Annotated in this window: 24 protein-coding genes and 3 tRNA genes; 8 read left to right on the top strand and 19 right to left on the bottom strand. The window is 35.4% G+C overall.

Features of this window, described 5'->3' with window-relative positions; genetic code table 11:
* The first annotated feature begins 10 nt into the window (after positions 1-10).
* The gene (gene yihA / locus M4I44_RS08945) at positions 11-631 is read left to right on the top strand and encodes a ribosome biogenesis GTP-binding protein YihA/YsxC (protein ID WP_017497027.1); all 621 of its coding nucleotides are present in this window, start codon (positions 11-13) and stop codon (positions 629-631) included.
* A 92-nt stretch (positions 632-723) separates the two neighbouring features.
* Here the strand turns inward: yihA and gldC are convergent, their stop codons facing one another.
* Together gldC and gldB are read right to left on the bottom strand one after the other, a co-directional pair.
* On the bottom strand, positions 724-1059 hold the full coding sequence (gene gldC, locus M4I44_RS08940) for a gliding motility protein GldC (protein WP_017497028.1): 336 nt from the start codon (positions 1057-1059) through the stop codon (positions 724-726).
* Positions 1059-2015 (bottom strand): gliding motility lipoprotein GldB, encoded by a 957-nt coding sequence (gene gldB / locus M4I44_RS08935; protein WP_249967082.1) that lies wholly within the window; start codon positions 2013-2015, stop codon positions 1059-1061. The genes gldC and gldB overlap by 1 nt, the downstream gene beginning before the upstream one ends.
* 99 nt (positions 2016-2114) lie before the next feature.
* On the opposite strand from gldB, the gene nadE reads away from it, so the two are divergent.
* Both nadE and M4I44_RS08925 read left to right on the top strand, forming a co-directional pair.
* A complete protein-coding gene (gene nadE, locus M4I44_RS08930) occupies positions 2115-2921 on the top strand; it encodes an NAD(+) synthase (protein ID WP_249967081.1) in 807 nt (268 codons plus the stop codon).
* Positions 2922-3014: 93 nt separating this feature from the next.
* Positions 3015-3644: a response regulator transcription factor gene (locus M4I44_RS08925; RefSeq protein WP_017497031.1), complete on the top strand. Its 630-nt coding sequence runs from the start codon at positions 3015-3017 to the stop codon at positions 3642-3644.
* Here M4I44_RS08925 and dnaG read toward each other — a convergent pair.
* From dnaG to rlmN, 6 genes are all read right to left on the bottom strand, one after another.
* A complete protein-coding gene (gene dnaG, locus M4I44_RS08920; RefSeq protein ID WP_070908710.1) occupies positions 3641-5704 on the bottom strand; it encodes a DNA primase in 2064 nt (687 codons plus the stop codon). The two genes, M4I44_RS08925 and dnaG, sit on opposite strands and share 4 nt — an antisense overlap.
* Positions 5705-5831: 127 nt before the next feature.
* Positions 5832-6887, bottom strand: a complete 1056-nt coding sequence (locus tag M4I44_RS08915) for a hypothetical protein (protein WP_017497033.1) — start codon at positions 6885-6887, stop codon at positions 5832-5834.
* A 213-nt stretch (positions 6888-7100) separates the two neighbouring features.
* On the bottom strand, positions 7101-7835 hold the full coding sequence (locus tag M4I44_RS08910; protein WP_249967080.1) for a hypothetical protein: 735 nt from the start codon (positions 7833-7835) through the stop codon (positions 7101-7103).
* Entirely contained in the window at positions 7822-8382 is a 561-nt protein-coding gene (locus M4I44_RS08905; protein WP_017497035.1) for an RNA polymerase sigma factor, read from the bottom strand. Before M4I44_RS08905 ends, M4I44_RS08910 begins: the two co-directional genes overlap by 14 nt.
* Before the next feature lie 200 nt (positions 8383-8582).
* The gene (locus M4I44_RS08900) at positions 8583-9560 is read right to left on the bottom strand and encodes a polyprenyl synthetase family protein (protein WP_249967079.1); all 978 of its coding nucleotides are present in this window, start codon (positions 9558-9560) and stop codon (positions 8583-8585) included.
* A gap of 241 nt (positions 9561-9801) precedes the next feature.
* Positions 9802-10845, bottom strand: coding sequence for a 23S rRNA (adenine(2503)-C(2))-methyltransferase RlmN (gene rlmN / locus M4I44_RS08895; protein WP_017497037.1), 1044 nt, complete (start codon positions 10843-10845; stop codon positions 9802-9804).
* 209 nt (positions 10846-11054) lie between these two features.
* Between rlmN and M4I44_RS08890 the strand changes: the two genes are divergently transcribed.
* The 3 genes from M4I44_RS08890 to M4I44_RS08880 all read left to right on the top strand — a co-directional run bounded on the left by M4I44_RS08890 (position 11055) and on the right by M4I44_RS08880 (position 12965).
* A complete protein-coding gene (locus M4I44_RS08890) occupies positions 11055-11648 on the top strand; it encodes a YceI family protein (protein WP_017497038.1) in 594 nt (197 codons plus the stop codon).
* Positions 11649-11877: 229 nt separating this feature from the next.
* A complete protein-coding gene (locus tag M4I44_RS08885; protein WP_017497039.1) occupies positions 11878-12210 on the top strand; it encodes a hypothetical protein in 333 nt (110 codons plus the stop codon).
* A 113-nt stretch (positions 12211-12323) separates the two neighbouring features.
* Positions 12324-12965, top strand: coding sequence for an O-methyltransferase (locus tag M4I44_RS08880; RefSeq protein WP_017497040.1), 642 nt, complete (start codon positions 12324-12326; stop codon positions 12963-12965).
* 269 nt (positions 12966-13234) lie between these two features.
* Here the strand turns inward: M4I44_RS08880 and M4I44_RS08875 are convergent, their stop codons facing one another.
* The 7 genes from M4I44_RS08875 to M4I44_RS08845 all read right to left on the bottom strand — a co-directional run bounded on the left by M4I44_RS08875 (position 13235) and on the right by M4I44_RS08845 (position 19437).
* Complete coding sequence (locus M4I44_RS08875) at positions 13235-13798, bottom strand: phosphatase PAP2 family protein (protein ID WP_070908705.1); 564 nt, start codon at positions 13796-13798, stop codon at positions 13235-13237.
* 1 nt (position 13799) lies between these two features.
* Positions 13800-14147, bottom strand: coding sequence for a twin-arginine translocase TatA/TatE family subunit (locus M4I44_RS08870; RefSeq protein WP_017497041.1), 348 nt, complete (start codon positions 14145-14147; stop codon positions 13800-13802).
* A gap of 258 nt (positions 14148-14405) precedes the next feature.
* Positions 14406-16646 carry a M1 family metallopeptidase gene (locus M4I44_RS08865; protein ID WP_249967078.1) on the bottom strand — a complete coding sequence of 747 codons (2241 nt, stop codon included), beginning with the start codon at positions 16644-16646 and terminating at the stop codon, positions 14406-14408.
* Between the two features lie 66 nt (positions 16647-16712).
* Complete coding sequence (locus M4I44_RS08860) at positions 16713-17219, bottom strand: DUF6702 family protein (RefSeq protein WP_017497044.1); 507 nt, start codon at positions 17217-17219, stop codon at positions 16713-16715.
* Positions 17219-17968 (bottom strand): hypothetical protein, encoded by a 750-nt coding sequence (locus tag M4I44_RS08855; protein ID WP_017497045.1) that lies wholly within the window; start codon positions 17966-17968, stop codon positions 17219-17221. Before M4I44_RS08855 ends, M4I44_RS08860 begins: the two co-directional genes overlap by 1 nt.
* Entirely contained in the window at positions 17958-18686 is a 729-nt protein-coding gene (locus M4I44_RS08850) for a carboxypeptidase-like regulatory domain-containing protein (RefSeq protein ID WP_051041443.1), read from the bottom strand. Before M4I44_RS08850 ends, M4I44_RS08855 begins: the two co-directional genes overlap by 11 nt.
* Complete coding sequence (locus tag M4I44_RS08845; RefSeq protein WP_249967077.1) at positions 18673-19437, bottom strand: hypothetical protein; 765 nt, start codon at positions 19435-19437, stop codon at positions 18673-18675. Before M4I44_RS08845 ends, M4I44_RS08850 begins: the two co-directional genes overlap by 14 nt.
* A 165-nt stretch (positions 19438-19602) precedes the next feature.
* Here M4I44_RS08845 and pepE point away from each other — a divergent pair, with 165 nt between their 5' ends.
* Positions 19603-20310 (top strand): dipeptidase PepE, encoded by a 708-nt coding sequence (gene pepE / locus M4I44_RS08840; protein WP_249967076.1) that lies wholly within the window; start codon positions 19603-19605, stop codon positions 20308-20310.
* 133 nt (positions 20311-20443) lie between these two features.
* Here pepE and M4I44_RS08835 read toward each other — a convergent pair.
* The 3 genes from M4I44_RS08835 to M4I44_RS08825 form a co-directional block, all read right to left on the bottom strand.
* Positions 20444-20516 (bottom strand) — tRNA-Gly (locus M4I44_RS08835).
* Between the two features lie 107 nt (positions 20517-20623).
* Positions 20624-20696 (bottom strand) — tRNA-Gly (locus M4I44_RS08830).
* Between the two features lie 106 nt (positions 20697-20802).
* Positions 20803-20875, bottom strand: a tRNA-Gly gene (locus M4I44_RS08825).
* Between the two features lie 610 nt (positions 20876-21485).
* Between M4I44_RS08825 and M4I44_RS08820 the strand changes: the two genes are divergently transcribed.
* Positions 21486-23024, top strand: a complete 1539-nt coding sequence (locus M4I44_RS08820; RefSeq protein ID WP_249967075.1) for a murein L,D-transpeptidase — start codon at positions 21486-21488, stop codon at positions 23022-23024.
* Here M4I44_RS08820 and M4I44_RS08815 read toward each other — a convergent pair.
* Positions 23013-23735, bottom strand: coding sequence for a murein L,D-transpeptidase catalytic domain family protein (locus M4I44_RS08815; RefSeq protein WP_249967074.1), 723 nt, complete (start codon positions 23733-23735; stop codon positions 23013-23015). The genes M4I44_RS08820 and M4I44_RS08815 overlap by 12 nt on opposite strands.
* Between the last annotated feature and the right edge of the window lie 161 nt (positions 23736-23896).

Genomic DNA, 23896 nt, shown 5'->3' with positions numbered 1-23896 from the left:
AACAAAAAACATGAAAATTAATACCGCCGAATTCATTGTAAGTAATTCTGAAGTATCAAAATGCCCGAAGGATTTTTTACCGGAATATGCTTTTATCGGAAGATCAAACGTAGGTAAATCCTCTTTGATCAACATGCTTACTAATCATAAGAATTTAGCCAAAACATCAGGACGACCTGGAAAAACACAGTTAATCAATCATTTTAAGATTAATAACAATTGGTTTTTGGTCGATTTACCGGGTTATGGTTATGCAAAAGTATCTAAGAAAACCAAATCAGTTTTTCAGCAATTCATCACGGATTATTTTGAAACCCGAGAGCAATTAGTTTGCGCTTTTGTTTTAATTGACATTCGCCATGAAGCACAAAAAATTGACATTGAATTTATGTCATACATGGGAGAAAGCGAAATACCGTTTTGCATCATTTTCACCAAAGCGGATAAAATCAGTAAAGTAAAAATCGATTCTCACGTCGCAGCATACAAAAAACAAATGTTTGCCAATAACTGGTCTGAAATGCCTCAATACTTTGTAACTTCCTCTACTGAAGCTACAGGAAAAGAAGACCTTTTAGCCTATATTGATGAAGTAAATCAGGAGGTTTTTAAAAACAACTCAGAATTTTAAATTCCAATAAAAGGATACAAAAAAAATAAAAAATCCCAAATTCCAAGTTTTGCTATTGGAATTTGGGATTTTTTATATTGGAATCTTAACTACTATTTCGTCAACTCCAGTTTCTCTGCAAAATAATCACAAAAATCTTTCATGGTATCTGACATTTTTTCGTCGTCAGTGGCACGTTTAAAAGTATCCGCCATAGCCACCAAAGTCTGGTGAAAGAAAATTTTCATTTCGTCTACCGGCATATCTTTGGTCCACAAATCAATACGCATACTTTCTTTCGCTTTACTGTCCCAAATTGACAGCATAATTGCTTTTGCTTCTTCTGCTTCTACTCCACCGTCCTTTGCCGTCCATGATAATCTTTCCGGAACACGGTTTTCGTCTAATTCTATATTGAATTTAATTTCTGATTTTATTGTATTTGACATTATTTCTTAGGTTTATATTTTGACTTTTTAAAGATTACCTTTGCTTCTGTTTTTAATAATTCCGGCAAAGTTACGTTATTATTCTTCATATACGACCGTACAATTTGCCATCCTAACCAGGCGCCTATTCTTCCCGGAGAATCGTTGTCAATTTCTAAGTAGAATTTAGAAAACGGAGCAGGCACTATAAATCGGGTAGTTAATTTCGGATCATCACTGTACAGCATTTCGCTTTCAATAAAATAGCGCCACATATAGGCTTCATTTTCCTGACTCCATTTTATTTGTTCAGGTGTATAACCTATTTTTTCAGCATCGGTATAATTGGGCAACAACAAATCTTTCGCATACAATTGTTTCCCTTCAAAAATCATTTGAGAAACCAAGTTTTTATCCCGAAATGCCGGGATATTTCGATAAGCGAAACTCGAAACCACGTCGGGCATAATTTGTTTCTCTTCAAAATTTTGCTTTAGATAATTTGGGAATTCATAAAATTTATGATCTTTCCCCAAATACAATTCCAACGCTACAATTACCAGAGTGTCTGCATATATAGCCTTGGCATTATAATCCATTTCTCCAATTACAGTGATAACTTTTGGCGTTTTCGTTTTAGGGAAGTAATATTTTACATGCTGAAAAAGCGCATTGAATTCTTCACGTACAGGCTCAAAATTGCTGTATTTTTTCTGAACCTCAGTATAGACTTCTTTCCAGATCGGATCCTGCATTTTCTTAAGCCAGACATTATCATCATTTCCTGCCGGAAAAAAGAAAGGATACTGTTTTTTTACTTTAGCCAAATCCTCCGGTTTGGTCTCAAAAAACACCTTATCAAAACGCTCTACTTTAATGTCTACCGGAATTTCTTCTACTGCTTTTTCGACTTTGGTTTTCTGGTCACAAGACAAAAAAAACAAGCACAGAACCACTGCTAAGCGATATATTTTCATTTTATTTTAATTAGATTTGTGTTGCTCATATTTTAAACAAACTATGCTTAAAAATATTTGTGCAAATATACATCCCTGCATCTTAAATCTTGAACTATTATGGCTAAAAAAAGCACTATTCAGACAGAAAAAGTAAACGCCCACATTGTAGAGTGGTTAAAAAATTATGCAACCCGAGCAAAAGTTAATGGTTTTGTAATTGGTATTTCAGGCGGAGTTGACTCTGCAGTAACTTCTACCTTGTGTGCACAAACCGGCTTAACCGTTTTATGTGTTGAAATGCCCATTCATCAGGCTGCTAATCAGGTTTCAAGAGGAAGAGAGCATATTGAGCAGTTAAAGAAACGTTTTCCAAATGTTTCAAGCGTAGAAACGGATTTAACCGCCACTTTTGAAGCTTTCAAAAGCGCTGTACCACAAACGAATGATGAAGCAAAAGTAAATTTATCACTAGCCAATACACGTGCCCGTTTAAGAATGACTTCTTTATATTATTTAGCAGGAATTCATGGCTTGCTTGTAGCCGGAACAGGAAACAAGGTAGAAGATTTTGGAGTAGGTTTTTACACTAAATATGGAGACGGAGGCGTCGATTTAAGTCCAATTGCCGACTTAATGAAATCAGATGTATATGCTTTAGGGGCATTTTTAACAATTCCGGAGTCAATTTTAAGCGCAGCACCTACAGATGGATTATTTGGCGATAATCGCACTGATGAGGATCAATTAGGCGCCAGTTATGACGAACTTGAATGGGCAATGCTAGCTTCGGAGTCAGGAAATACGGGGGCTGACTTTAGTGAGAGAGAGAAAATTGTCTTCGAAATTTATAAACGTTTAAACACCAGCAACAAGCACAAAATGAATCCAATTCCGGTCTGCATTATACCAAAAACGTTAAAATAATACTTTTTAACATTTGTCTGCAATTAATTACAGAATTTATTTATTAATTTTACAGTTCCAAAAACATGAACAATTCTAAAAAAGGTAAAAATTATGATTAAAGTATGTCTTGCAGACAATCATCCTGTGACTCACTTTGGCGTTAAGTCTTATTTTAAAGACCACGATCAAATTTCAATTGTTGCCAACGTAGGCAATTTTTCAATGGTTAGAGATATCCTTCAGACGAAAGAAATCGATATCCTGATTCTAGACCTAGAACTGGAAGGACTTTCAAGTATCTTCGAAGTAAAATCCATCCTGAAGAATTTCCCAAAAACAAAAATTGTAATTTTTAGTGACCTCGCTGAACAAATGTATGCTCCAAATGCTATTAAAGCAGGAGTTTCCGGTTATGTACACAAAACAGAAAAACTTGAGACTTTAGGTATTTCTATTATTAAGGTACACGAAGGAAAAATTATCATCAACGAAACCGTACGTAAAAACATGGCCCTTATTGCTAAACAAAGCAAAAGCGAGCGTTTGTACAGAAAACTTTCAAATCGTGAGATCGAAGTTTTACGTTATTTAAGCGATGGTAAAAAGAACAATGAAATCTCTAAAATCTTAAACCTGAACGAAAAAACAATCAGTACTTACAAATTAAGATTATTGACTAAATTAAATGTTACTAATTTAGTTGACTTAGTAAACAAAGCTAAGACTTTAGAAATTATTTAATGGTATCGTGACATTACTCTTCCTAGTTTTTTCGCGAATGAATTAACTAATTTTGAGTAATCGACAACCATAGACAAAAGCTCTGTATTATCTGAATTATCAGGTTTTATAGAGCTTTTTAATTCATCAATGATTTTGCCTACCAAAAACCAACGCATTGACATAATCGTTTCAGTAACGTATTGTGCAATCGTTTCATGCTTCATTTTTGAAAAAATATTCTGTCCTTCCCAATCGTGAAGAGCCAATCTTTCATCTTCCATTAAAATATCCGTAACTTCCTGAGCAAAATCAGGCTGCAGGCGCATTAAATATTGTTCGAGACTGAATTTTTCATTCTGATTGTAAAACCCGATTAAGTCTGTAAAGATATCACGGAACAAATTATTAGAAAGTTCCACCTCATCTTCCTGCAAACTCAAATAAATACGCTGATAGACTTTATAATTTTTCATTTCAGAGACCATTATCACTTCGCCCTCTTCATTCGTTTTTAAAAGTACATCTTCGAACTCCTCCGTTTTATCACCATAAAGCAATAAAATCTCAATTACTTTTCGTTCTAAACGGTATAAAATATCAACTTTCTCTGCCGGCTCTTGTGCATACGATGGCTCTCCCGGATAATAATCCTCAGGCGGTCCTGTCCTTGGGTCTTCGGGATCACCTCCTGAATAACCGGTCTGTTTTGCAGGCTGATTCCTGTGCACTTCAAAGGGTCTTTGCTCCTGCTTTTGCTTTTTGCCTGCTTCTGCAAGATCTTTTTGAATTAATTGCGCCAGAGTACTCACCAATACCTGCTCTGAAATATCCATGATTCGGGCACATTCCTGAGTATAAATTTCGCGTTGGATACGATCCGGAATCTTCGAGATACTATTGACCATATCCCGAATTAAATCAGCCTTTTTTATAGGGTCGTTTTTCGCTTCTTTCATTAGGAGAGAGGCTTTAAACTGTATAAAATCTTTGCTGTTTTCTTCTAAATAAGCAACCAGATCATCGTGCGAATTTTTTCGTGCAAAACTGTCCGGATCTTCTCCATCGGGAAAAGCACAAACTCTTACATTCATTCCTTCTTCCAGAATCAAATCGATCCCGCGAACAGAAGCACGTAATCCTGCAGCATCTCCGTCAAATAAAACGGTTATATTTCTCGTTAATCGGTTGATCAGACGAATCTGGTCCGGTGTTAAAGCGGTTCCTGATGAAGCTACCACATTCTCGATTCCGGCCTGATGAAACTGAATTACATCCGTATAACCTTCAACCAGATAACAGTTGTTTTGTTTCGCAATAGCCTGTTTCGCCTGAAAAATTCCATAAAGCACTTTACTTTTATGGTAGATATCACTCTCAGGGGAGTTTAAGTATTTAGCAGCTTTTTTATCATTGGTTAGAATACGCCCTCCAAAACCCAAAACACGCCCGGACATGCTTTCTATGGGAAACATCACACGCCCCTTGAAACGGTCAAACGGACGGTCTTCTCTTGGAATGGTCAAACCGGTACTTTCCAGAAACTCCAATTTGTATCCTTTACCCAGAGCTTCTTTGGTAAGAGCATCCCAGGTTTCAGGTGAATATCCTAAACTAAATTTTTTAATGGTTTCATTGGTAAAACCTCTTTCTTTAAAATAAGAAAGTCCTATTGCTTTTCCTTCTTCTGAATTTAAAAGCGTTTTATTAAAATAGTCTTTCGCAAATTCCGAAACCAGATACATACTTTCGCGAACATCTGTCATTGCTTTTTCAGCATCAGTCTGTTCCGTTTCTTCAATCTCTATATTGTACTTTCTGGCCAGATATCGAATGGCTTCCGGATAGGTAAACTGTGAATGTTCGATCAGAAATTTAACTGAATTACCTCCTTTTCCCGTACTAAAATCTTTCCAGATTCCCTTTGCAGGCGAAACCATGAACGATGGAGAGCGTTCATCTGAGAACGGACTTAGTCCTTTAAAGTTACTTCCGGCTCGTTTTAAATTAACAAAATCACCAATAACCTCCTCTACTCGAGCAGCATCAAAAACAGCATCAATCGTACTTTGTGAAATCAAAACGTAAAATATTTATAAAATTTGAAGGATGTAAAATTACACAAATCCCCCATGAAATTGGGCAATTTTAAATAAAAAAAAGCACCTCTTTCGAAGCGCTCTTTCTACTAACTAATCAATTGTATTCTTAATTAAAATCAAATCTTAATCCCAATGAAATATTATTTTCTTTCACAGTATTATTCCTAAACAATGGGTTTAAATCGTATTTCAAATACAAACTCATTTCTTTATAACCAATGTAAGAACTCAATCCGTAAATAAAATTATCCACATTATAATCTCCTTTTATAGTTGTCTTATAATCTAAATCGTCCTGATCGTATTTTAGAATTTGTTTGGATTTTACATTGACCCCCGCATAACCTCCAATTCCAAAGCGAAAACTATCATGTGTTCTAAAGTACGTTTTTCCATTACTCACTTTTGGTCTTGAAAAATCAAACTCTAAATGAACTGGCACCGCGATGTACACATTTCTAAAACGGGATTCCTCTAAATGGATTGCATTGGTTTGCAATTCTGTCTGGTTTCCATTGACTACAAAATATTTATTATCTCTCGGGCGAATATTATTATACATTAAAGACAATCCGTATTTAGCGTGTAACAAATTATCGTTTTTCATTAACCTGGTGTTATAGGTAAATCCCCATTCGTAAAAATGCGATCCTGTAAACCTATATTTAGCATCCTGCAATTTACCATCAACCATCATATTATTCAAACCTGCTGCAAATACAAACTGTGATGTCGTTCTTCTTTCGCCGCGTATAGAATCTTTTCTTTTTTTATTATTGTCATTCCATTCTATGTCATTCCAATGAACAATCAAAGCACGCCCACTTTTATAATTTCCTTCCTTGATTTTTCCGTCTACTTTTTGCTGTACTAAATCATTTAACTCATTTTGCGCCAGTGTTACTTTTTCTTCAATAATAATCGCTCTGGCTTCTGCTAATTCTTTTTTACGCTTGTCTGCTTGTTCCTGAGTAATTTTCCCTTCAGACAACTGAACATTAATTGCTTCAATTTCTTCTTTCAAAGCTTCTTTTTCCTCTTTCGTAACTTTCTCTATTTTGTTGGCAATTTTTCTCGCTTTTGATTCAAAAGTTTCCTGTCCCATAACTTTACTTACAAATAAAAAGACAAGGATAACGAGGTGAATGGTAAAATTTTTCATGACTGTTTTTTTTTTTTTAAAATTTGATTGTTGATTGATGTTTTTTTCTAATTGTGAAATGTAAAATGTGAGATGTGAATGGCAAACAATTATTATTTATAATTGGGTTGAAAATTGGCACTAAAAGCCTGCCCGACTACTCTCGGAATTATTTTTTTGATCTTTAATTTTTGATTTTCTCCAACAGCACGTTCCTGATTGGAGTTGGAAACTTTATTCCTGCTGATTTCGATTAGCCAAAGCCACTTTTACCGTTTGGTAATTTTTATTAACTTTTGTAATTACCTTTTCACGAAACGACAACTCTAATTCGCCATCGACCTGTTGAAGTAAATCATTGGCATTAATTTTTACTTTTGATTTTGGCTTGACAGCATTCTCAGCGACGATTACTTTTTCAGCTGTTCCCAGCAACTGATCTATCGTTTCTTTTTCAGGATTTTTAGCCATTAAAGGCTGTGGATTGATTGATTGTTTTTCAGGATTGTTTTTGATGATGATTGAAGACTCCGCTATTGCATTGGATTTATTTGTAATGATTTTATTCGATTTTGATTCCTGATGCTCTTCTTGTTGAACTGACTTTTTAATTGCTTTTTCTTCTGAAACTGCTACAGCTTCTTCAACAGCTATATTGGTATCTAAAGCTGGCTGTACAACCGAATCTTTCTTTGCATCTTCCTTAACCACTATGATGTCTTTTAGTGTTACATCTGTATTTTTCTTTTGGTTAAAAAAGAACATTCCAACCAATAAAAAACCAACAACACTTGCAGCAACATATATCCATTTCTTTTTCCCGGCTTGTCGTGAACTAAGAGCAATAGTTTTCTTTTCTTCAGCAACGCTCAACATGGCATCCAATCGATCCCAGGCTTTATCACTTGGTTCAATTTTACGTTGATTTAGTTTTTCACGGAAATCCTTTTCAAAATTATTCGGTTCCATTATCTTGTTTTTTTAGACTATTAATTTGTGTTTGCAGCATTTTTCTGGCATGTGATAATTGCGATTTTGATGTTCCTTCGTTAATCCCTAACATCTTGGCAATTTCATTGTGTTTGTATCCTTCTATGGCGTATAAGTTAAAAACCATTCTGTAACCTTCCGGTAAAGCATCAATTAAGAACTGAATCTGATCGATCGAAAACTGACTGTCAATGGCATTGAAACTCTCTTCGATATAAATTTCTTCTTCACTAAACTTTACTTTTTTATGAACTCTTAAATACGAAATACATTCGTTCACCATAATCCGCCTGACCCAACCTTCAAAACTTCCTTTGTGCTCAAACCTGCTTAAATTGGTAAATACTTTCATAAAGGCAGTTATCATCACATCTTCGGCCAATTGAATGTCTTTTATATACTGTCGACAAACACTTAACATTTTTGAAGAAAACCGACTGTAAATTTGTTGTTGCGCCTGCCGATTATTCTCGACAGCCAACTTTATAATTTCGGTTTCTTCCTGATGTAAATGAATAATTTTCATTAATAAGCGGTTGGTTTTGGTTTAGTAACAGACTTCTATTAGCATAGACGCATAACGTTTTGAAATGGTTGCATGAGAATGGAAAAAAAATCAATAAAAAAATTACAAATTCCGAAAAAACACAATTAAAACATTCATTTACAACAAAGTAAATCAATTATCTAATTAACAAATTTTCTAATTATCTAATTTAAAAAAAACTATTTTTTTCTTTCAATAACGTAGTTTACCATTAAAACAAGGGCATCTTTAAACTCAGAATCTGAAAAATTATCCAGTAGCAAAAGTGCTTCCTGCTGAAATTGCACCATTTTTTGTTCGGCGTAAGCCAACCCATTATTGTTTTTTACAAATGCGATAACTTCTTTGACACGTTTTTTGTCTTTATTGTGGTTTTTGATGGAGTTTATCAACCACTTTTTTTCTTGCGGGGTACAAGTATTTAAAACATGAATTAAAGGCAAAGTCATTTTTTGCTCTTTAATATCGATTCCGGTTGGTTTACCGATAGCTTCTTCGCTGTAATCAAATAAATCATCTTTGATTTGAAAAGCCATTCCGATCAGCTCGCCAAATTTTCTCATGTTTTCGACCTGAGCATCATCTTCAATTACCGATTTTGCACCAAGTGCACAACAGGCTGCAATAAGCGTTGCTGTTTTCTTTCGGATGATTTCGTAATATACTTCTTCGGTGATGTCCAGTCTTCTTGCTTTCTCAATTTGAAGCAATTCGCCTTCGCTCATTTCGCGAACGGCTACAGAAATGATACGGAGTAAATCAAAATCACCATTATCGATAGAGAGTAACAGTCCTTTTGACAACAAATAGTCTCCTACCAAAACGGCAATCTTATTTTTCCAAAGCGCATTGATGGAGAAAAATCCGCGACGGCGATTGCTATCGTCTACCACGTCATCGTGTACTAAAGTAGCGGTATGAATAAGTTCGATTACAGAAGCTCCGCGATAGGTTCTTTCGTTTACAATACCTTCAGAAACCATTTTAGCGGTTAGAAAAACAAACATCGGACGCATTTGTTTTCCTTTTCGGTTTACGATATAATAGGTAATACGATTCAATAAAGCCACCTTTGAGGTCATCGATTCATGGAACTTTTTTTCAAAAAGTTCCATCTCGTTAAAGATGGGCTGTTTTATTTGAGAAGTAATATTCATTTCGATCCCAAATATACTATTTTAAATAAAAAAATACGATGTATTTTACATTAGTATATCAATAATTTAAATGCTAATGTAAAAAAACGGACCGAAAACTTTCTTCTGTCTCAATTTGAATTCGTTATCAACAAAAGTGTCCGCTCTCAGGCAATGCTCTATAAAAAATGCCTTGAAGAACAAGGCATCTTTAAAAATTTATTAAACTGTTTGTTTGCAGTACAAATCCGCAAAACATTATTTATCCTTCTTTATTAGCCAATTGTCCGCAGGCAGCATCAATATCCTTTCCTCTGCTTCGACGTACTTTTACCACTACTCCGATATTTTCCAATGCTTTTATATAAGCCAGAATTGATTCTTCTGAAGCTTGTTGAAACTCGCCATCATCGATTGGATTGTATTCAATTAAATTAACTTTACACGGAACATATTTACAAAACTTCACCAAAGCATCAATCGAAGCTTTGTCGTCATTGATTCCTTTCCAGACTACATATTCGTAAGAGATTTTACTTTTGGTTTTTCTGTACCAGTATTCCAAAGCTTCACGCAAGTCTTTTAACGGAAAATTTTTACTGAAAGGCATGATTCGTGCTCGTACATCATCAATAGCCGAGTGCAGAGAAACTGCCAGTTTGAATTTTACATCATCATCGGCCATTTTTTTTATCATCTTCGGAATTCCTGAAGTCGAAACCATAATACGTTTGGGCGACATCCCTAATCCTTCCGGCGAGGTAACCATATCAATAGCTTTGATGACGTTGTTGTAATTCATCAAAGGCTCACCCATTCCCATAAAAACAATATTCGAAAGCGGATGATTGTGATACAATCGACTCTCTTTGTCTATCGCAATAATCTGATCGTAGATTTCTCCCGGTTCCAGGTTTCGCATTCTTTTTAATCGTGAAGTGGCACAGAAATTACAATCCAGACTACACCCAACCTGACTTGAAACGCAGGCTGTTGTTCTGGTTTCTGTAGGAATCAATACGGACTCTACCACTAAACCATCATGCAGACGAACGGCATTTTTTACGGTTCCGTCACTGCTGCGCTGCATGGTATCTACCTTAATATGATTGATTACAAAATTTTCCTCCAGCATCGTACGAGTTGTTTTGGCAACATTGGTCATGTCTTCAAAACTGTGTGCTCCTTTACTCCATAACCATTCGTAGACTTGATTTCCGCGAAAGGCTTTGTCATTATTAGCGACAAAAAAATCGCGAAGCTGATCTTTTGTTAAGGCTCTTATATCTTTTTTCTCCATTTGCATGTTGCAAAGTTAATCACTTTTTAAAACATTTCTCAGAAAATGTATTTTCTCTCAATATATACGCTTTAAATAAAAACCTAACCATGATTTTTATCAGGTCTTTTGCTATTCGTTCGTAATAAATTTGACATAAGAAAAAGACAGTAACTCATTATCAAAAATCAACTGAACCGCAAACTGATCTTAAAATTTAACAAATACCTATACAAATGAAAACGATCCAATCTATTTTATTAGCAGCAGTACTGATGTTATCTTTACAAGTAAACTCACAAAAAAGATATAGTTTATCAAAATCAGCCTTTGAAGTTGCAGGAACTTCCAACATACACGATTGGACGATGAAATCTTCAGACGGAGTGGGAAGTGCTTTCTTAACTGTTACAGATTCGAAAATTACAGATATAAAAAACCTGACCGTTTCCTTATCAGCTGAGAGCTTAAAAAGCGGCAAAGGCAGCATGGACGATGTTGCTTATAAAGCTTTGGAAACCGATGACCATAAAAACATTAAATACGCTCTAAAATCTGCCGAAAAAGTAAACGAAAACACCTGGAATCTTATTGGAACTTACACTATAGCGGGTGTTAGTAAAGATTTTAAAACTCAGATAAGAGTAACAGCCTATAAAGACGGTACTTTTGCGCTGCAAGGCTCTAACCGAATGACTTTTAGTGATTTTGAAATGACCACCCCTTCAGCAGCACTTGGAGTTGTTAGGGCAGGGAAAGAATTAACAGTGATCTTCAACATCACTTTGACTGATTTTGCGAAAAATGATACTATATTAGTGATTAAATAACGATTTAAAAGCAGTGAAATAAAAGTATGAAACAATAAATACTTTTCTATTCTAAAAATGAATAAAAAAAATAGCTCAGCATTTCAAAACTCAAAACTTTGGCACGAGAATTGTCTTCCACTCAAAAGGAAAGTAATCTTACAAAGAGCTCAATCATTTTAAAATGTGTATCTTTATTTTTCAGCTTTATAACTTTTAAATTTAATCAATCTAAAAAAATCAATTTCTTATGAAAAAACAAATCTTAAGTCTGGCTGTTATCGCTTTATTAGCATTCGCTGTTCAATCTTGCGAAAAGAAGGAACCAAAACCTGCAGAGGAAGAACTAACTCTTGGAAACAAAGTTGACTCTTTAACTACCGATATTAAAGAAGTAAAAGATAGCGCAGTAAGCAAAACTGAAAGCGCTGCTGAAGATGTAAAAGAAGCTACCAAAAAAGCAGCAGAAGATGTAAAAGACGCTACTAAAAAAGGCGCTGAAAAAGTAGAAAATGCTGCTAAAGCTGCTAAAGACGGTACGGTAAAAACAGCTAAAGAAGTTAATGAGGCTTTGAAAAAATAGCCTCTTCACTTTATGAAACTAAAACCATTCGCTACAACGAATGGTTTTTTTATACCCAAAAAGGAGCCAGTATTTTTCGTATTTTTACATTCAAAATTAGAAGATACTACAAGATGCATTTTATTTCTCAAGAACTGGAAGATTATATCGAGCAACATTCTGAAAACGAACCGGAATTGTTGGCTAAACTAAATAAAGAAACGTACCAGAAAATATTATTGCCAAGAATGCTTAGCGGGCATTTTCAGGGTCGTGTTTTAAGCATGCTCTCCAAATTGATTCGCCCTGTGAACATTCTCGAAATTGGAACTTATACTGGTTATGCCGCTTTGTGTCTGTGTGAGGGAATGCAGGAAAACGGGCAGCTGCACACCATTGACATCAAAGAAGAATTAGTCGATTTTCAACGTAAATATTTTGATGCATCTCCTTGGGGAAAACAAATTTTCCAACATTTAGGAGAAGCTGTTGAAATCATTCCAACTTTGGACGTTAAATTTGACTTGGTTTTTATCGATGCCGATAAAGAAAATTATATCAATTATTGGGAAATGATCGTTCCGAAAATGAACAAAGGCGGTATTATCTTATCGGATAATGTTTTATGGAGTGGAAAAATACTGGAACCGGTTCATCCAAATGATGTTAGCACCAAAGTTCTTTTAGAATACAATTTACTCTTGAAAAACGACCCTAGAGTCGAAACGGTTTTATTACCTATTCGTGATGGATTAACGGTTAGCAGGATACTTTAAAGAGAGACTAAGATACTAAGATACTGAGGCGCTAAGGCTCTAAGTTTTCTCAAATAAAAACTTAGTATCTTAGAAACTCAGAACCTTTAAGCATGTTATTTGCCATTGTTTCATTGGGCTAAAGCCTTTTTCCTATTCAATTTCACCTCCAGCTGAAGCTGGAGACAATTGAACAAAGTAATTAAAAACTAAACAAATAAGGTTCTAAGTTTTCTCAAATAAAAACTTAGAACCTTAGTATCTTATCCCCTCAGGACCTTCAAAAAAACCTATCCTGGGAAGTATTGTGGTTTTAACCTGCGGTATACCAAATAAAGTAAGGATCCGAAAAGGGCTCCAAAGAAATAACCGGTTAAGATATCTCCCGGGTAGTGTAATCCTAAGTAAATTCGGCTATAAGCAAAGATTAAAGGCCATAGGAATATAAATCCCAAAAACTTAATACGACGTCTTAAAACGAAATATAAAAAGGTCGCTACCGCCATAGTGTTGGCTGCATGTCCGGAGAAAAAACTAAATGATTTTCGGGTTTGTACCACTCGAATAATAGTGTTGATATCAGGATTATTACATGGTCGTAGTCGCTGAACTGTGTATTTAACCAAATTGGTAACCTGATCTGTAAAAGTGATTAGCACGGCTATAAAAAGGATCACATACAAAGTTTGTTTTCCCCCTATTTTTTTGTACATCAAATAAAAAAACAACAGAAAAAGAGGTGTCCAATTTAACTGACTGGTAATAATCAACCAAAGTTTATCGTATGTTTCAGAACCTAAACCGTTAAGGTACACCAATAACTCGGTGTCTAATTTTTGTATTTTTTCAAGCATATTATCTTTGGCGTTTTACAGGTCCTGAGATTGAATCGATATCTTCTTTTACTTTGTCTATTTCTGTAGTAGTGTCTCCCAATAAATTAGCGGAGTCCCCCATCAGATTGCTTTTGGCGTCATTAATTTGTGCATTGATGTTACCCGTTATATCCGTAAGTGATCTGGAATCAAGACCATTGGCCTCAGCTCCTTTTTGAATTTCACTTTTAATATCATTAGTAGCATTTTTTAATTGCGCCATGGCCTTTCCCATTGTACGGGCAATTTCAGGCACTTTATCTGAACCAAAAAGCATTAGCACTATAAAAAGTATAAAAACTAATTCTCCTCCTCCTATACCAAACATATCTTTTATTTTTGTGTTCACAAAGATATTAAATTTTATAACGGACGGTTTTAAAATTTACTTAAAAAAAGGGAACTGCCTCAAAAGAATTACGCTCCGCTGGAGCTTCCTAAAACTGGGAAATTGTATTTGCTATAAACATTTTGCTCCGATGGAGCAATTTCAGAAAAAGAAAATAGTTCTTTTATGAAAGATTTCAATTTATAAAAAAAATAGGGCTGTCTCAAAAATGAGACAACCCTATTTTCAGGTTTATTTTTAATCAAATTTTGATTTTTCTTCTACTTTTGGCCAGCTATTGTTGGTAACATCAATATCGGCGGTCATTAATTTCGGATCTATCTGAATGCTCTTGATTGCTTTTTCGGTTGCATACACTTTTTTAGCCGTGTCGTTATTCTTTCTCCAGATCTGTGCCGGATACTGATAATTCTCTTTTGTTCCGTCTTCGTAAGTAATCTCAACCAAAATTGGCATGATCATTCCTCCCGGTTTACTAAACTCAACTTCATAGAAATATTTAGGTGATTTCAGACTTGCTTTTTCTTCTGCTGTAAAGGTTTGACTCACATAATCTGACAATAGTTTTACCTCTTCTACTTTTAGTGGTTTCTTAGTCGAAGCGTTTACCTCGGCATTATCACCGGCAACTAAATACACAAAAGGTCCTTTTTCAAATCCAAAACGTCCTTTTTTCACTTTAATGTCTTTGATATCTGCAGTTGGGGTTTCAGAAACATAGTATTGTTTTACCTCTTTGATTCCGATATCTACAAAATCTGTAGAATAAAACCATCCTCTGAAAAACCAATCTAAATCAACCGCCGAAGCGTCTTCCATCGTTCTAAAGAAATCTTCAGGAGTTGGGTGTTTAAATTTCCATCTGTTGGCATAGGTTTTAAAAGCATAGTCAAACAATTCTCTTCCCATTACGACTTCTCTCAGAATATTAAGACCTGTGGCCGGTTTTCCGTAAGCGTTATTCCCAAATTGATGAATGGTTTCAGAATTCGACATAATAGGCTCTAAAAACTTCTGATCTCCACTCATATACGGAACAATATTTTTCGCAGGTCCGCGTCTTGAAGGAAAGTTCGAATCCAGTTCCTGCTCTGCCATGTATTGTAAAAAGGAGTTTAAACCTTCATCCATCCAGCTCCATTGGCGTTCATCTGAGTTTACAATCATTGGAAAAAAGGTATGCCCCACTTCGTGAATTACCACACCGATCATTCCGTTTTTAACCTCTTTGCTGGTCACCCCATTTTCATCCGGACGACCATAATTCCAACAAATCATTGGATATTCCATCCCCTGATCTTCTGCCGAAACTGATACTGCTTTTGGATAAGGGTAATCAAAAGTATGTGCTGAATAGCTTTTTAAAGTATGCGCTACCACCATTGTGGAAGTTTCTCCCCATAGCGGATTTGATTCTTTCGGATAAACAGATTCGGCCATTACTACTCTGTTTCCAATTTTTACAGCCATTGCATCGTAAATGAATTTTCTTGAAGAAACAATTCCGAAGTCACGTACATTTTTAGCACTGAATCTCCAGGTTTTTTTCTTTTCCGAAAACCCTTTTTCCGCTGCTTCTGCCTCAGCTTGTGTTACAATTACAACTGGTTTATCAAATGATTTCTGAGCCTGTTCGTAACGTTTTACTTGTTCCGGCGTAAAAACTTCCGCTCTGTTGGTCAGTTCTCCGGTAGCATCAATGATGTGATCTGCAGGAACTGTAATGTTTACATCAAAATTACCGAAAGGCAATGCAAACTCTCCACTTCCCCAAAACTGCATGTTCTGCCAGCCTTCAACATCATTGTATACAGCCATTCTTGGGTAAAACTGAGCAATTACATATAATTTATTTCCGTCTTTATCAAATGATTCATAACCGGAACGTCCGCCACCTTCTTTTCTGTAGTTGTTAACATTGTACCACCATTTTATGGCCAATGAGATTTTTTCACCCGGTTTTAATGGTGTTGCCAAATTAATACGCATCATGGTTTCATTGATGGTATACGACATTGGGTTTCCTTTTATGTCTTTTACCTGTTCAATATTAAAACCGCGCTCTAAATCTTTTTTCAAATATTTACTTGAAAAACCATCTAAAGGCAAAACAGGGCTTATTTTTTCACTTTCCGCCAAAGAGGTTTGCGTTTTGGCTCTGGCCTGATTCTGATCTAACTGTATCCATAAATACTCCAGAACATCAGGAGAATTATTAGAATAGGTTATCACTTCAGACCCGTCTATTCTTGATTTTTTATCGTCTAATTCAATATCGATTTTATAATCGGCCTGTTGTTGGTAATACGCAGGCCCCGGTGCTCCCGAAGCAGTACGAAACATATTAGGAGTAGCCAGCAGATCATACATCTGGCTGAATTTGTTTGTATCGTACTTCCCTTGTTGCTTTGGAGCAACTGTTTTTTCCTGAGCGATAAGCATTGCAGGAAAAATCAACAATAATGAAAGTTTTTTCATAAAATAGTAATGGTAATTTTGTCAGGGTGTGAAAATAACAATTAAATCAATAATTTTATCGATTCTTTAGTACTTTAACAATTCTTTCCTGGAAGATTCGGTAAAGAGAACACTTTTCTTACTACCAAATGCCGTAATGTGCGTAATATTCTGTTGCTCAGCATTCCAATCTACTAAAATAGTATTAGAGATTTCAATCGTTTTAAATTTATCGATGTCTTTTATTCGCGAATAACAAACCAAAACATCACCGGCTTCTATCTCTTTAGACAAAAAGGTAATGGGTTTGGACTGACCGTTTATTTTAATGATAAAGTTTTCTGCAAGGTATTTCTTTAACAGCTCTACATCTGCTTCGGTTTCTTTATCGGTTCCTACGAATGTTTTCTTATGGTATTTTTTCTCCATACCATTATTAAGGTCATCAATAAAAATTCGGGAAGTAATCTGAATCATCTTTTTTTCGGCGGCATAATTGACCTGAAAAACACCCACATAAAACTTATGGAATGCGAAAGCAGAAAGTGATAAAAACAATATTCCTATTAAAGGATAGATTACCTTATTTTTCATTACTGAGAAACTTTCACTTTTTTAAATTCCTTATTTTTATTAACCAGGAAATCAATCAATTCAAATTTCTGGTCTGGACCAAGATGTTTTCTGGATTCCGGATCATTAGAACAATACAACAGAAACAATTCTATATCATCTTCTTTTAACCCCAAAGTACCGGTAAAAAAGTTCGGCTTGAAATTGGCTCTGGAATATTCAATAAAAGCAAGATCCGTAATAACTTCTTCCTTATCATCATCATCTTTAGAAAGCAGCTTTTTAACATCTTTAAAAATTCTGACAAAGTTCATACCGTATTTAATCGTCTGATCAGAGTACATTGTAATATTTTTGGCTGTAGACTGCTTATCATCTTCAAACTGCATGTCGACATATTGTTGTGAACCTCCGCCAAGTGATTTTACTTTTAGATCTTTATGTACCAAAACTTCTTTCAGCTCATTACTTATTAAATCTAATGGCACCGAAAGCAGAACTCCGGCACAGTCTTTTTCTGTCAGCACAATTTTTTTGGACTGAAACGCCAATCCCGTAAACAACAAGGTATCCTTAGGTTTTGCCATGATATCAAACAATCCGCCTGAACCAATAAAGGTTCTCACATTGGCATTTACATTCATCACAAAACCACTTTCAACGGCGAGCGATTTATTGGTAACTTGTCCGTGGATGGGTTTTCTTGAATTTTGTCCTAGTGTAATTTGACAAATCAGGCTTATAAGCAATAAGGTTAGGCTATTTTTCATTTTCGAGAATTATTAGATATTTTCTAGCTAGATCGGTTAACAAAAACATACTCATTGTTTTGTTTTTAGTATTCAAAGATACGGCAAAATCAGCATCATCCACACAATATAACTGAAATCCTTTAATGTCTGCTACTGGTATCCGTAATCTTTCTGTGTAATAATTTTCCTCAAAAAGATACTCCATTTTTCTAAAGAGCGCCTCTTTCTTCTCTACATTAACCTCTTTTTTAAGCATGGCTGTTCTTCCGGAAATCTTGTTAAGCAACTTGTCTACCGAGGTTGAAGTCGCAGTATACACTTTTCGTTCTGCAGGGGTATATTTTTTCTGTCCGTACGGAATTATCCCTAAATTCTCAGCTGTTATATTGGCATTTTCATTCACTACTACCTCTTTCAGCTCCACTTCTTTGGCTGTCATTTTAATCTGAAGCCTACCTGCATTCATATCGTCAGCCGTGATTCGTCTCTTATACCCTTCGAGATTTACTGCCGAAAACACTAAAACATCTCCTTCTTTTACTACAATTGAAAATCCTCCGTTTGCATCTGAAACAGCCGTTACCTGAGTTGTATTATTAATAATATTCACGGACTCAACTGACGTAGACTGCTCAAAAATCTGTCCCGAAATTTCTTTTGAAACCTTATTTTGTGCAAATCCTAACTGAACTAACAACAACAGCAGACTACTACTTATAAATCTATTTATTTTCACTTGCAATTATTTCTTTATACTTCACCGCTAATTCCGCCAACAAAAATTCTGTCGAAGTCTTATTTTTAGAATTTAAAACCACCGTAAAGCTATCATTATCTACGACGTAATATTCGAATCCTTTTACATATTCTAAAGGAATCTTCAATTGCTCTACAAAATGCTCCAGCGTAAACATTTTTTCTAACAGCTTCATAAAAGCCTCTTTTTTCTCTACCACTGCCTCTTTTTTAAGCATAGCTGTACGTCCAGAAAAATAATTCAACAGCGGATCGGCAGAAACAGAACCACCAACCATACCTCCGGCATTTGCCTTTGCATTTAGATCTGTCGCGGTACGCAATTTGCGCTCAGCTGCTGTATATGCCTTTTGTCCGCTTGGAATAATTCCCAAAGAAACAGCATTTACATTATTGTAATTTTTAACAACAACTTCCTGCAATTGATGCATTACTACATTAAGTTTTACAACAAAGTTGATATCTGAGAAATTTTCTGCCGTTAATACTACTCTGCTTTCTTTGAATTGTATCGAAGAAAAAACAAGCTCATCACCTGCTTTAGCACCAATAGAAAATGCACCTGAGGAATTGGTTGTTGTCATCCCCTCTGTCCGCGCATTGATCACATAAACCCCTTCGAGATCATTGACATTCGCACTAATTCGCCCGTTTAAAATGGTCTGGTCCTGAGCCTGAGACCAAGCGGTCTGCCCTAAAGCGAGAATCAGAAAACATACGAACCTGTGCATGACGACAAAATTTTAAAGATTTTCTTAAAGCTGTAAAAATATCTTAATGTTCTCCAAATTTAATACTAAGGAGTTGGTAAAAATATGTTAATTAAACCCCACAAAGAAGCATTCTAAAGAGAGTTTTTTAATACCTTTAACCGGTTCAACCTGAGTTTAAATTATATGAAAAGCATCATCATTGCCAGCACTTCTACTCTTCACGAAGGCAGCTATTTAGAGTATTTACTCCCTACTTTACAATCTCATTTTAAAGACTGCAAAAGCATTTTATTTATTCCGTTTGCCAGACCTGGAGGCATTTCGCATGACGATTACACTACAAAGGTTTCAGAAGCTTTTGCTTCGATCAATATCTCTGTTAAAGGAATTCACGAATTTGAAAATGCAACAGACGCCATAAAAAATGCGGAAGGAATATTTACCGGAGGCGGAAATACCTTTTTACTGGTTACACAGCTTTACAAGCACAATATTATGCAGCTTCTTTCTGAGACTGTAAAAAACGGAACTCCCTATTTAGGAACAAGTGCCGGAAGTAACATTTGTGGCCTTTCTATGCAAACCACTAACGATATGCCCATCATCTACCCTCCAAGTTTTCAAACCTTAGGACTGATTCCTTTTAACCTGAACCCACATTATCTGGATCCTGACTTACAATCTAAACATATGGGCGAAACAAGGGAAACCAGAATTAAGGAATTCCATGCTTTCAACGCAATCCCGGTTTTAGGCTTAAGAGAAGGCAGCTGGCTGGAAGTAAAAGGCGATACAATTACTTTAAAAGGAAACCTGCAGGCGCGTTTGTTCCTGCAAAACGAAACTCCGACAGAACTGGAGACAGGCAGCGATCTGAGCAATCTGAAATAAAAATTCAATCTTTTTAAATTCCAAATTCCAGTTTATCAATCAAATTTGGAATTTGGTTTTTTTTTACATGAATACGCTTGAATACAGGCAAAAACGAAAAAAGCCTCAAACATTTGTTTGAGGCTTTTTTAAGAGCGAAAGACGAGGCTCGAACTCGCGACAACCAGCTTGGAAGGCTGGAGCTCTACCAACTGAGCTACTTTCGCATTAACAGGGTGCAAATATAAAAAATTAAATCATTAAAAAAACAAATCTCAATAATTTTTTATTTTTACTAAAAAGACCGAAACAATTAAATCTCAGTTTTCTTTAGAGCGAAAGACGAGGCTCGAACTCGCGACAACCAGCTTGGAAGGCTGGAGCTCTACCAACTGAGCTACTTTCGCATTAACAGGGTGCAAATATAAAAAATTAAATCATTAAAAAAACAAAATTCAATAATTTTTTATTTTTGTTAAAAAAACCGAAACAATTAAATTTCGGTTTTTTTAGAGCGAAAGACGAGGCTCGAACTCGCGACAACCAGCTTGGAAGGCTGGAGCTCTACCAACTGAGCTACTTTCGCATTACTGTGGTGCAAATATAAGGCATAAGTTCAGTAAAATCTAAGCTTTTCGGCAAAAAAAATCAATAAAAAATCACATTTAACGATAACTTATTTAAAATTAAAAAGTTATAAAATCAATTATTTCTCATAAAATGGGGTTCGTATGAAAGAAACTACAGCAAAAGAAATCTATTCCAATTATCAATCCACCTTCGAAAGGAAAAATCAGCCGAAAGTTGTATCTTTGAAGGAGAAGCTTTAAAAACGACCTATTAAACGGGCTTATTTAAATAATGAAAAATTAATAAGAAATATTACATTATTTGAAAAAATCAGACCTATATTTGCCGAGAAAATCAAATTTAAATCCGGAAAATCTTTACAGAAAAGCTTCAAAAGAGTAAAGAATCTGAAAAGGCCGCAATCTAACGCAGCAAAACCTACTGCAGCACAGATAAAGCCAATTTGATTTAACATCAAAACGCTATCGTACATTTAGAAAAAGAACAATCTTCCATCCCCGGGTAATTTAGTTCGAATTAAAAACTGTAGCGCGTATTACTTTATATTTAAAAGAATATTGAATGAAGAATTTTTACTTTTTATTTATAATATGTTTATTCATTAGTTGCAAAAAAGAAGCACCAAAAGTTATTCCGGTGGTAAAAAAGCCGCCCCGGCTATTATACTTACTGATGAAAGAAAGGTTTCTATTGATACCGCTCTGATTGGTACCTTTAAAAGCGAAACACTTAAACTGTTCTACAACTCATCAGAGAACATGACCGTTTGGGGAAACCTGAAAAAAAGAACTTATGTTTTGTCGCAATTGTCCGATGCCGGGCAATTGGGTCTGGATCCTGAGGATTACAAAGCTTCGAAACTACAAAAATTCGAAAGTAAAATTAGTTCGTTAAGTGATTCTGATCTGGCAACCTACGATGTTTTACTGACTTATAATTTTGAAAAATACCTCAACCATCTTTACAAAGGAAAACTAGACCCCAAAAAACTATACACCGATTGGGATCTGGAAGAAAAAACATTTGACGTAAACAATGTCCTGATAAAAGCATTCAACAAAAACAAACTGGATAGCATTGTAGACGGCATTCAATCGAAGGCATCTCCTTACAAACAACTTTTAAAAGCACTGGAAATCATCAATACTTTTCCCGATGACGATATCCAACCTATTGAATCGGTTACCAAAATCACCTTAAATGATACTAACACCGCTTTGATCAACATCAAAAAAAGACTCTTGTTCTGGAAAGACATGACCGGAAAGGACAGTCTTACTTCTATTTATGACCACAAAACTTTCGAATCGGTTAAAAAATTTCAGGAAAGACATGGCTTAGCTGCTGATGGTGTTATCGGAGTTGGAACGATAAGTGCCCTGAATTTTTCTAAAGAGAAAAGAAAACATCAAATTATCGCCAACTTAGAACGCTGGAGATGGTATACTACTGATTTGGCCGAAGACTACTTTATTATCAACATTCCTGATTACAAATTAAATGTTGTTGAAAGTCAGGATACAACTCTGGTGCGTAATGTTGTCGTAGGAACAAGTAAGAGAAAAACCCCAATCATTACTTCAAAATTAAGAACGGTGGTTTTTAACCCAACCTGGACGGTACCGCCAACTATTTTAAAGGAAGATGTAGTTCCGGCAATGAAACGCAATCGAAATTATCTGGCGAATAAAAATATTACTATTTATGATACTGCCGGAAAGGAAGTCTCCCCTGCTGCCTGGAACGAAAATAAACCGGGAAATTACCGTTATGTACAGAGTCCGGGTTACAATAACGCTTTGGGATTAATGAAAATTTTATTTCCAAACAATCATAGTGTTTACCTGCACGATACGAACCATCGAAATAATTTCGGAAGAAACAACCGCTCTTTAAGTTCGGGTTGTGTGCGTGTAGAAAATCCGCTGGAACTGGCGGAACATATTTTGGGAGATTCAACAAATTGGTCTAAAGATAAAATTGACACCATCATCGCTTCCAAAAAAACAACCAGCATTCGAATCACAAAAAAATATGCCTTATACCAATGGTACTGGACGGCATGGAGCAAAAAAAATCAGCTCATTTTCAGAGCTGACATTTATAATCTGGATTCGGATTTGTACGCTAAATTAAGAAATTAGCCTCTCTTCCATCGTGAAACTTCTGGATGGATGATAGATATACAAAAGCGATTTGTCTTTTATGATCTCGATAATTTCATTAGTCAATCCCATTGGAATTGCCGGACATCCTTGGCTTCTTCCTAATCGTTTGTTGTTTCTGATAAACGATTCTGAAACATAATCAGCTCCATGCATGACAACTCCACGTTCGCGTGCATTGTCATTCACTCCATTCTCCAATCCGTCTAAGCGTAAGGAAATACCATGTTTACCTTTATATACTTCGCCCGTGGCATAAAATCCCAGGCTGCTTTTGAAAGAGGAATTGGCATTTGAAAAATTAGATGCAAATTCTTCTCCGGTATTTCTACCGTGAGCTACTAAAGAATTGAATAAAACAGTATTGGTAGCCAAGTCAATTACCCACAAACGTTTGGTGTTTGACGACAGGCTAAAATCGATAAGTGTCAGGATGTCTTTTTGGATTACGCCTCTTTCTTTCAACAAGTAAAACCCTTTTAAGGCTTCAGAGAAAGTTCTAAGCTCAGGTAGTGAAAAATGATTGGGATTTAAGGTATTGTAAATACTCTCAATTTTCGAATCAACTGTAAGCGTTTCTATTTTAGCAATAGTTTTTACAGCTGCTTTTTTAACTTCGGAGGTGTTGTTTGAATCTTTACCAAAAGATAACAGCAAAAACACCAGTAATGGATAAATCTTGTAAATCATTGAATTTCTTTAGGTTAAACAGAGGTTTGGGTTTGGCAAAAGTATAAAAAAAATATACCTGGCAAAATATAAGGCTGTAAATCAGCCCTTTTTTGGTGAAACTTTAACAGAATCAGCTTAACAAATTAGTATTTGGTTCAAAAAACAAATATTTTTGTAGG

It is taken from the genome of Flavobacterium sp. B183 (genome assembly GCF_023539155.1).
GTDB lineage: Bacteria > Bacteroidota > Bacteroidia > Flavobacteriales > Flavobacteriaceae > Flavobacterium > Flavobacterium tructae.
This window is presented reverse-complemented; position numbering and strand designations above follow the sequence as displayed.

Bases quoted from the DNA above. Each gene is read 5' to 3' on its own strand.
- M4I44_RS08870 (WP_017497041.1), bottom strand. From the start codon at position 14,147: ATGTTTGGTATAGGAGGAGGAGAATTAGTTTTTATACTTTTTATAGTG.
- M4I44_RS08900 (WP_249967079.1), bottom strand. From the start codon at position 9,560: ATGAATATTACTTCTCAAATAAAACAGCCCATCTTTAACGAGATGGAA.
- M4I44_RS08815 (WP_249967074.1), bottom strand. From the start codon at position 23,735: ATGATTTACAAGATTTATCCATTACTGGTGTTTTTGCTGTTATCTTTT.
- M4I44_RS08865 (WP_249967078.1), bottom strand. From the start codon at position 16,646: ATGAAAAAACTTTCATTATTGTTGATTTTTCCTGCAATGCTTATCGCT.
- M4I44_RS08845 (WP_249967077.1), bottom strand. From the start codon at position 19,437: ATGCACAGGTTCGTATGTTTTCTGATTCTCGCTTTAGGGCAGACCGCT.
- M4I44_RS08890 (WP_017497038.1), top strand. From the start codon at position 11,055: ATGAAAACGATCCAATCTATTTTATTAGCAGCAGTACTGATGTTATCT.
- gldC (WP_017497028.1), bottom strand. From the start codon at position 1,059: ATGTCAAATACAATAAAATCAGAAATTAAATTCAATATAGAATTAGAC.
- M4I44_RS08860 (WP_017497044.1), bottom strand. From the start codon at position 17,219: ATGAAAAATAAGGTAATCTATCCTTTAATAGGAATATTGTTTTTATCA.
- M4I44_RS08915 (WP_017497033.1), bottom strand. From the start codon at position 6,887: ATGAAAAATTTTACCATTCACCTCGTTATCCTTGTCTTTTTATTTGTA.
- M4I44_RS08885 (WP_017497039.1), top strand. From the start codon at position 11,878: ATGAAAAAACAAATCTTAAGTCTGGCTGTTATCGCTTTATTAGCATTC.
- M4I44_RS08875 (WP_070908705.1), bottom strand. From the start codon at position 13,798: ATGCTTGAAAAAATACAAAAATTAGACACCGAGTTATTGGTGTACCTT.
- M4I44_RS08880 (WP_017497040.1), top strand. From the start codon at position 12,324: ATGCATTTTATTTCTCAAGAACTGGAAGATTATATCGAGCAACATTCT.
- yihA (WP_017497027.1), top strand. From the start codon at position 11: ATGAAAATTAATACCGCCGAATTCATTGTAAGTAATTCTGAAGTATCA.
- M4I44_RS08925 (WP_017497031.1), top strand. From the start codon at position 3,015: ATGATTAAAGTATGTCTTGCAGACAATCATCCTGTGACTCACTTTGGC.
- nadE (WP_249967081.1), top strand. From the start codon at position 2,115: ATGGCTAAAAAAAGCACTATTCAGACAGAAAAAGTAAACGCCCACATT.
- M4I44_RS08855 (WP_017497045.1), bottom strand. From the start codon at position 17,968: ATGAAAAATAGCCTAACCTTATTGCTTATAAGCCTGATTTGTCAAATT.
- gldB (WP_249967082.1), bottom strand. From the start codon at position 2,015: ATGAAAATATATCGCTTAGCAGTGGTTCTGTGCTTGTTTTTTTTGTCT.
- M4I44_RS08910 (WP_249967080.1), bottom strand. From the start codon at position 7,835: ATGGAACCGAATAATTTTGAAAAGGATTTCCGTGAAAAACTAAATCAA.
- M4I44_RS08905 (WP_017497035.1), bottom strand. From the start codon at position 8,382: ATGAAAATTATTCATTTACATCAGGAAGAAACCGAAATTATAAAGTTG.
- pepE (WP_249967076.1), top strand. From the start codon at position 19,603: ATGAAAAGCATCATCATTGCCAGCACTTCTACTCTTCACGAAGGCAGC.
- rlmN (WP_017497037.1), bottom strand. From the start codon at position 10,845: ATGCAAATGGAGAAAAAAGATATAAGAGCCTTAACAAAAGATCAGCTT.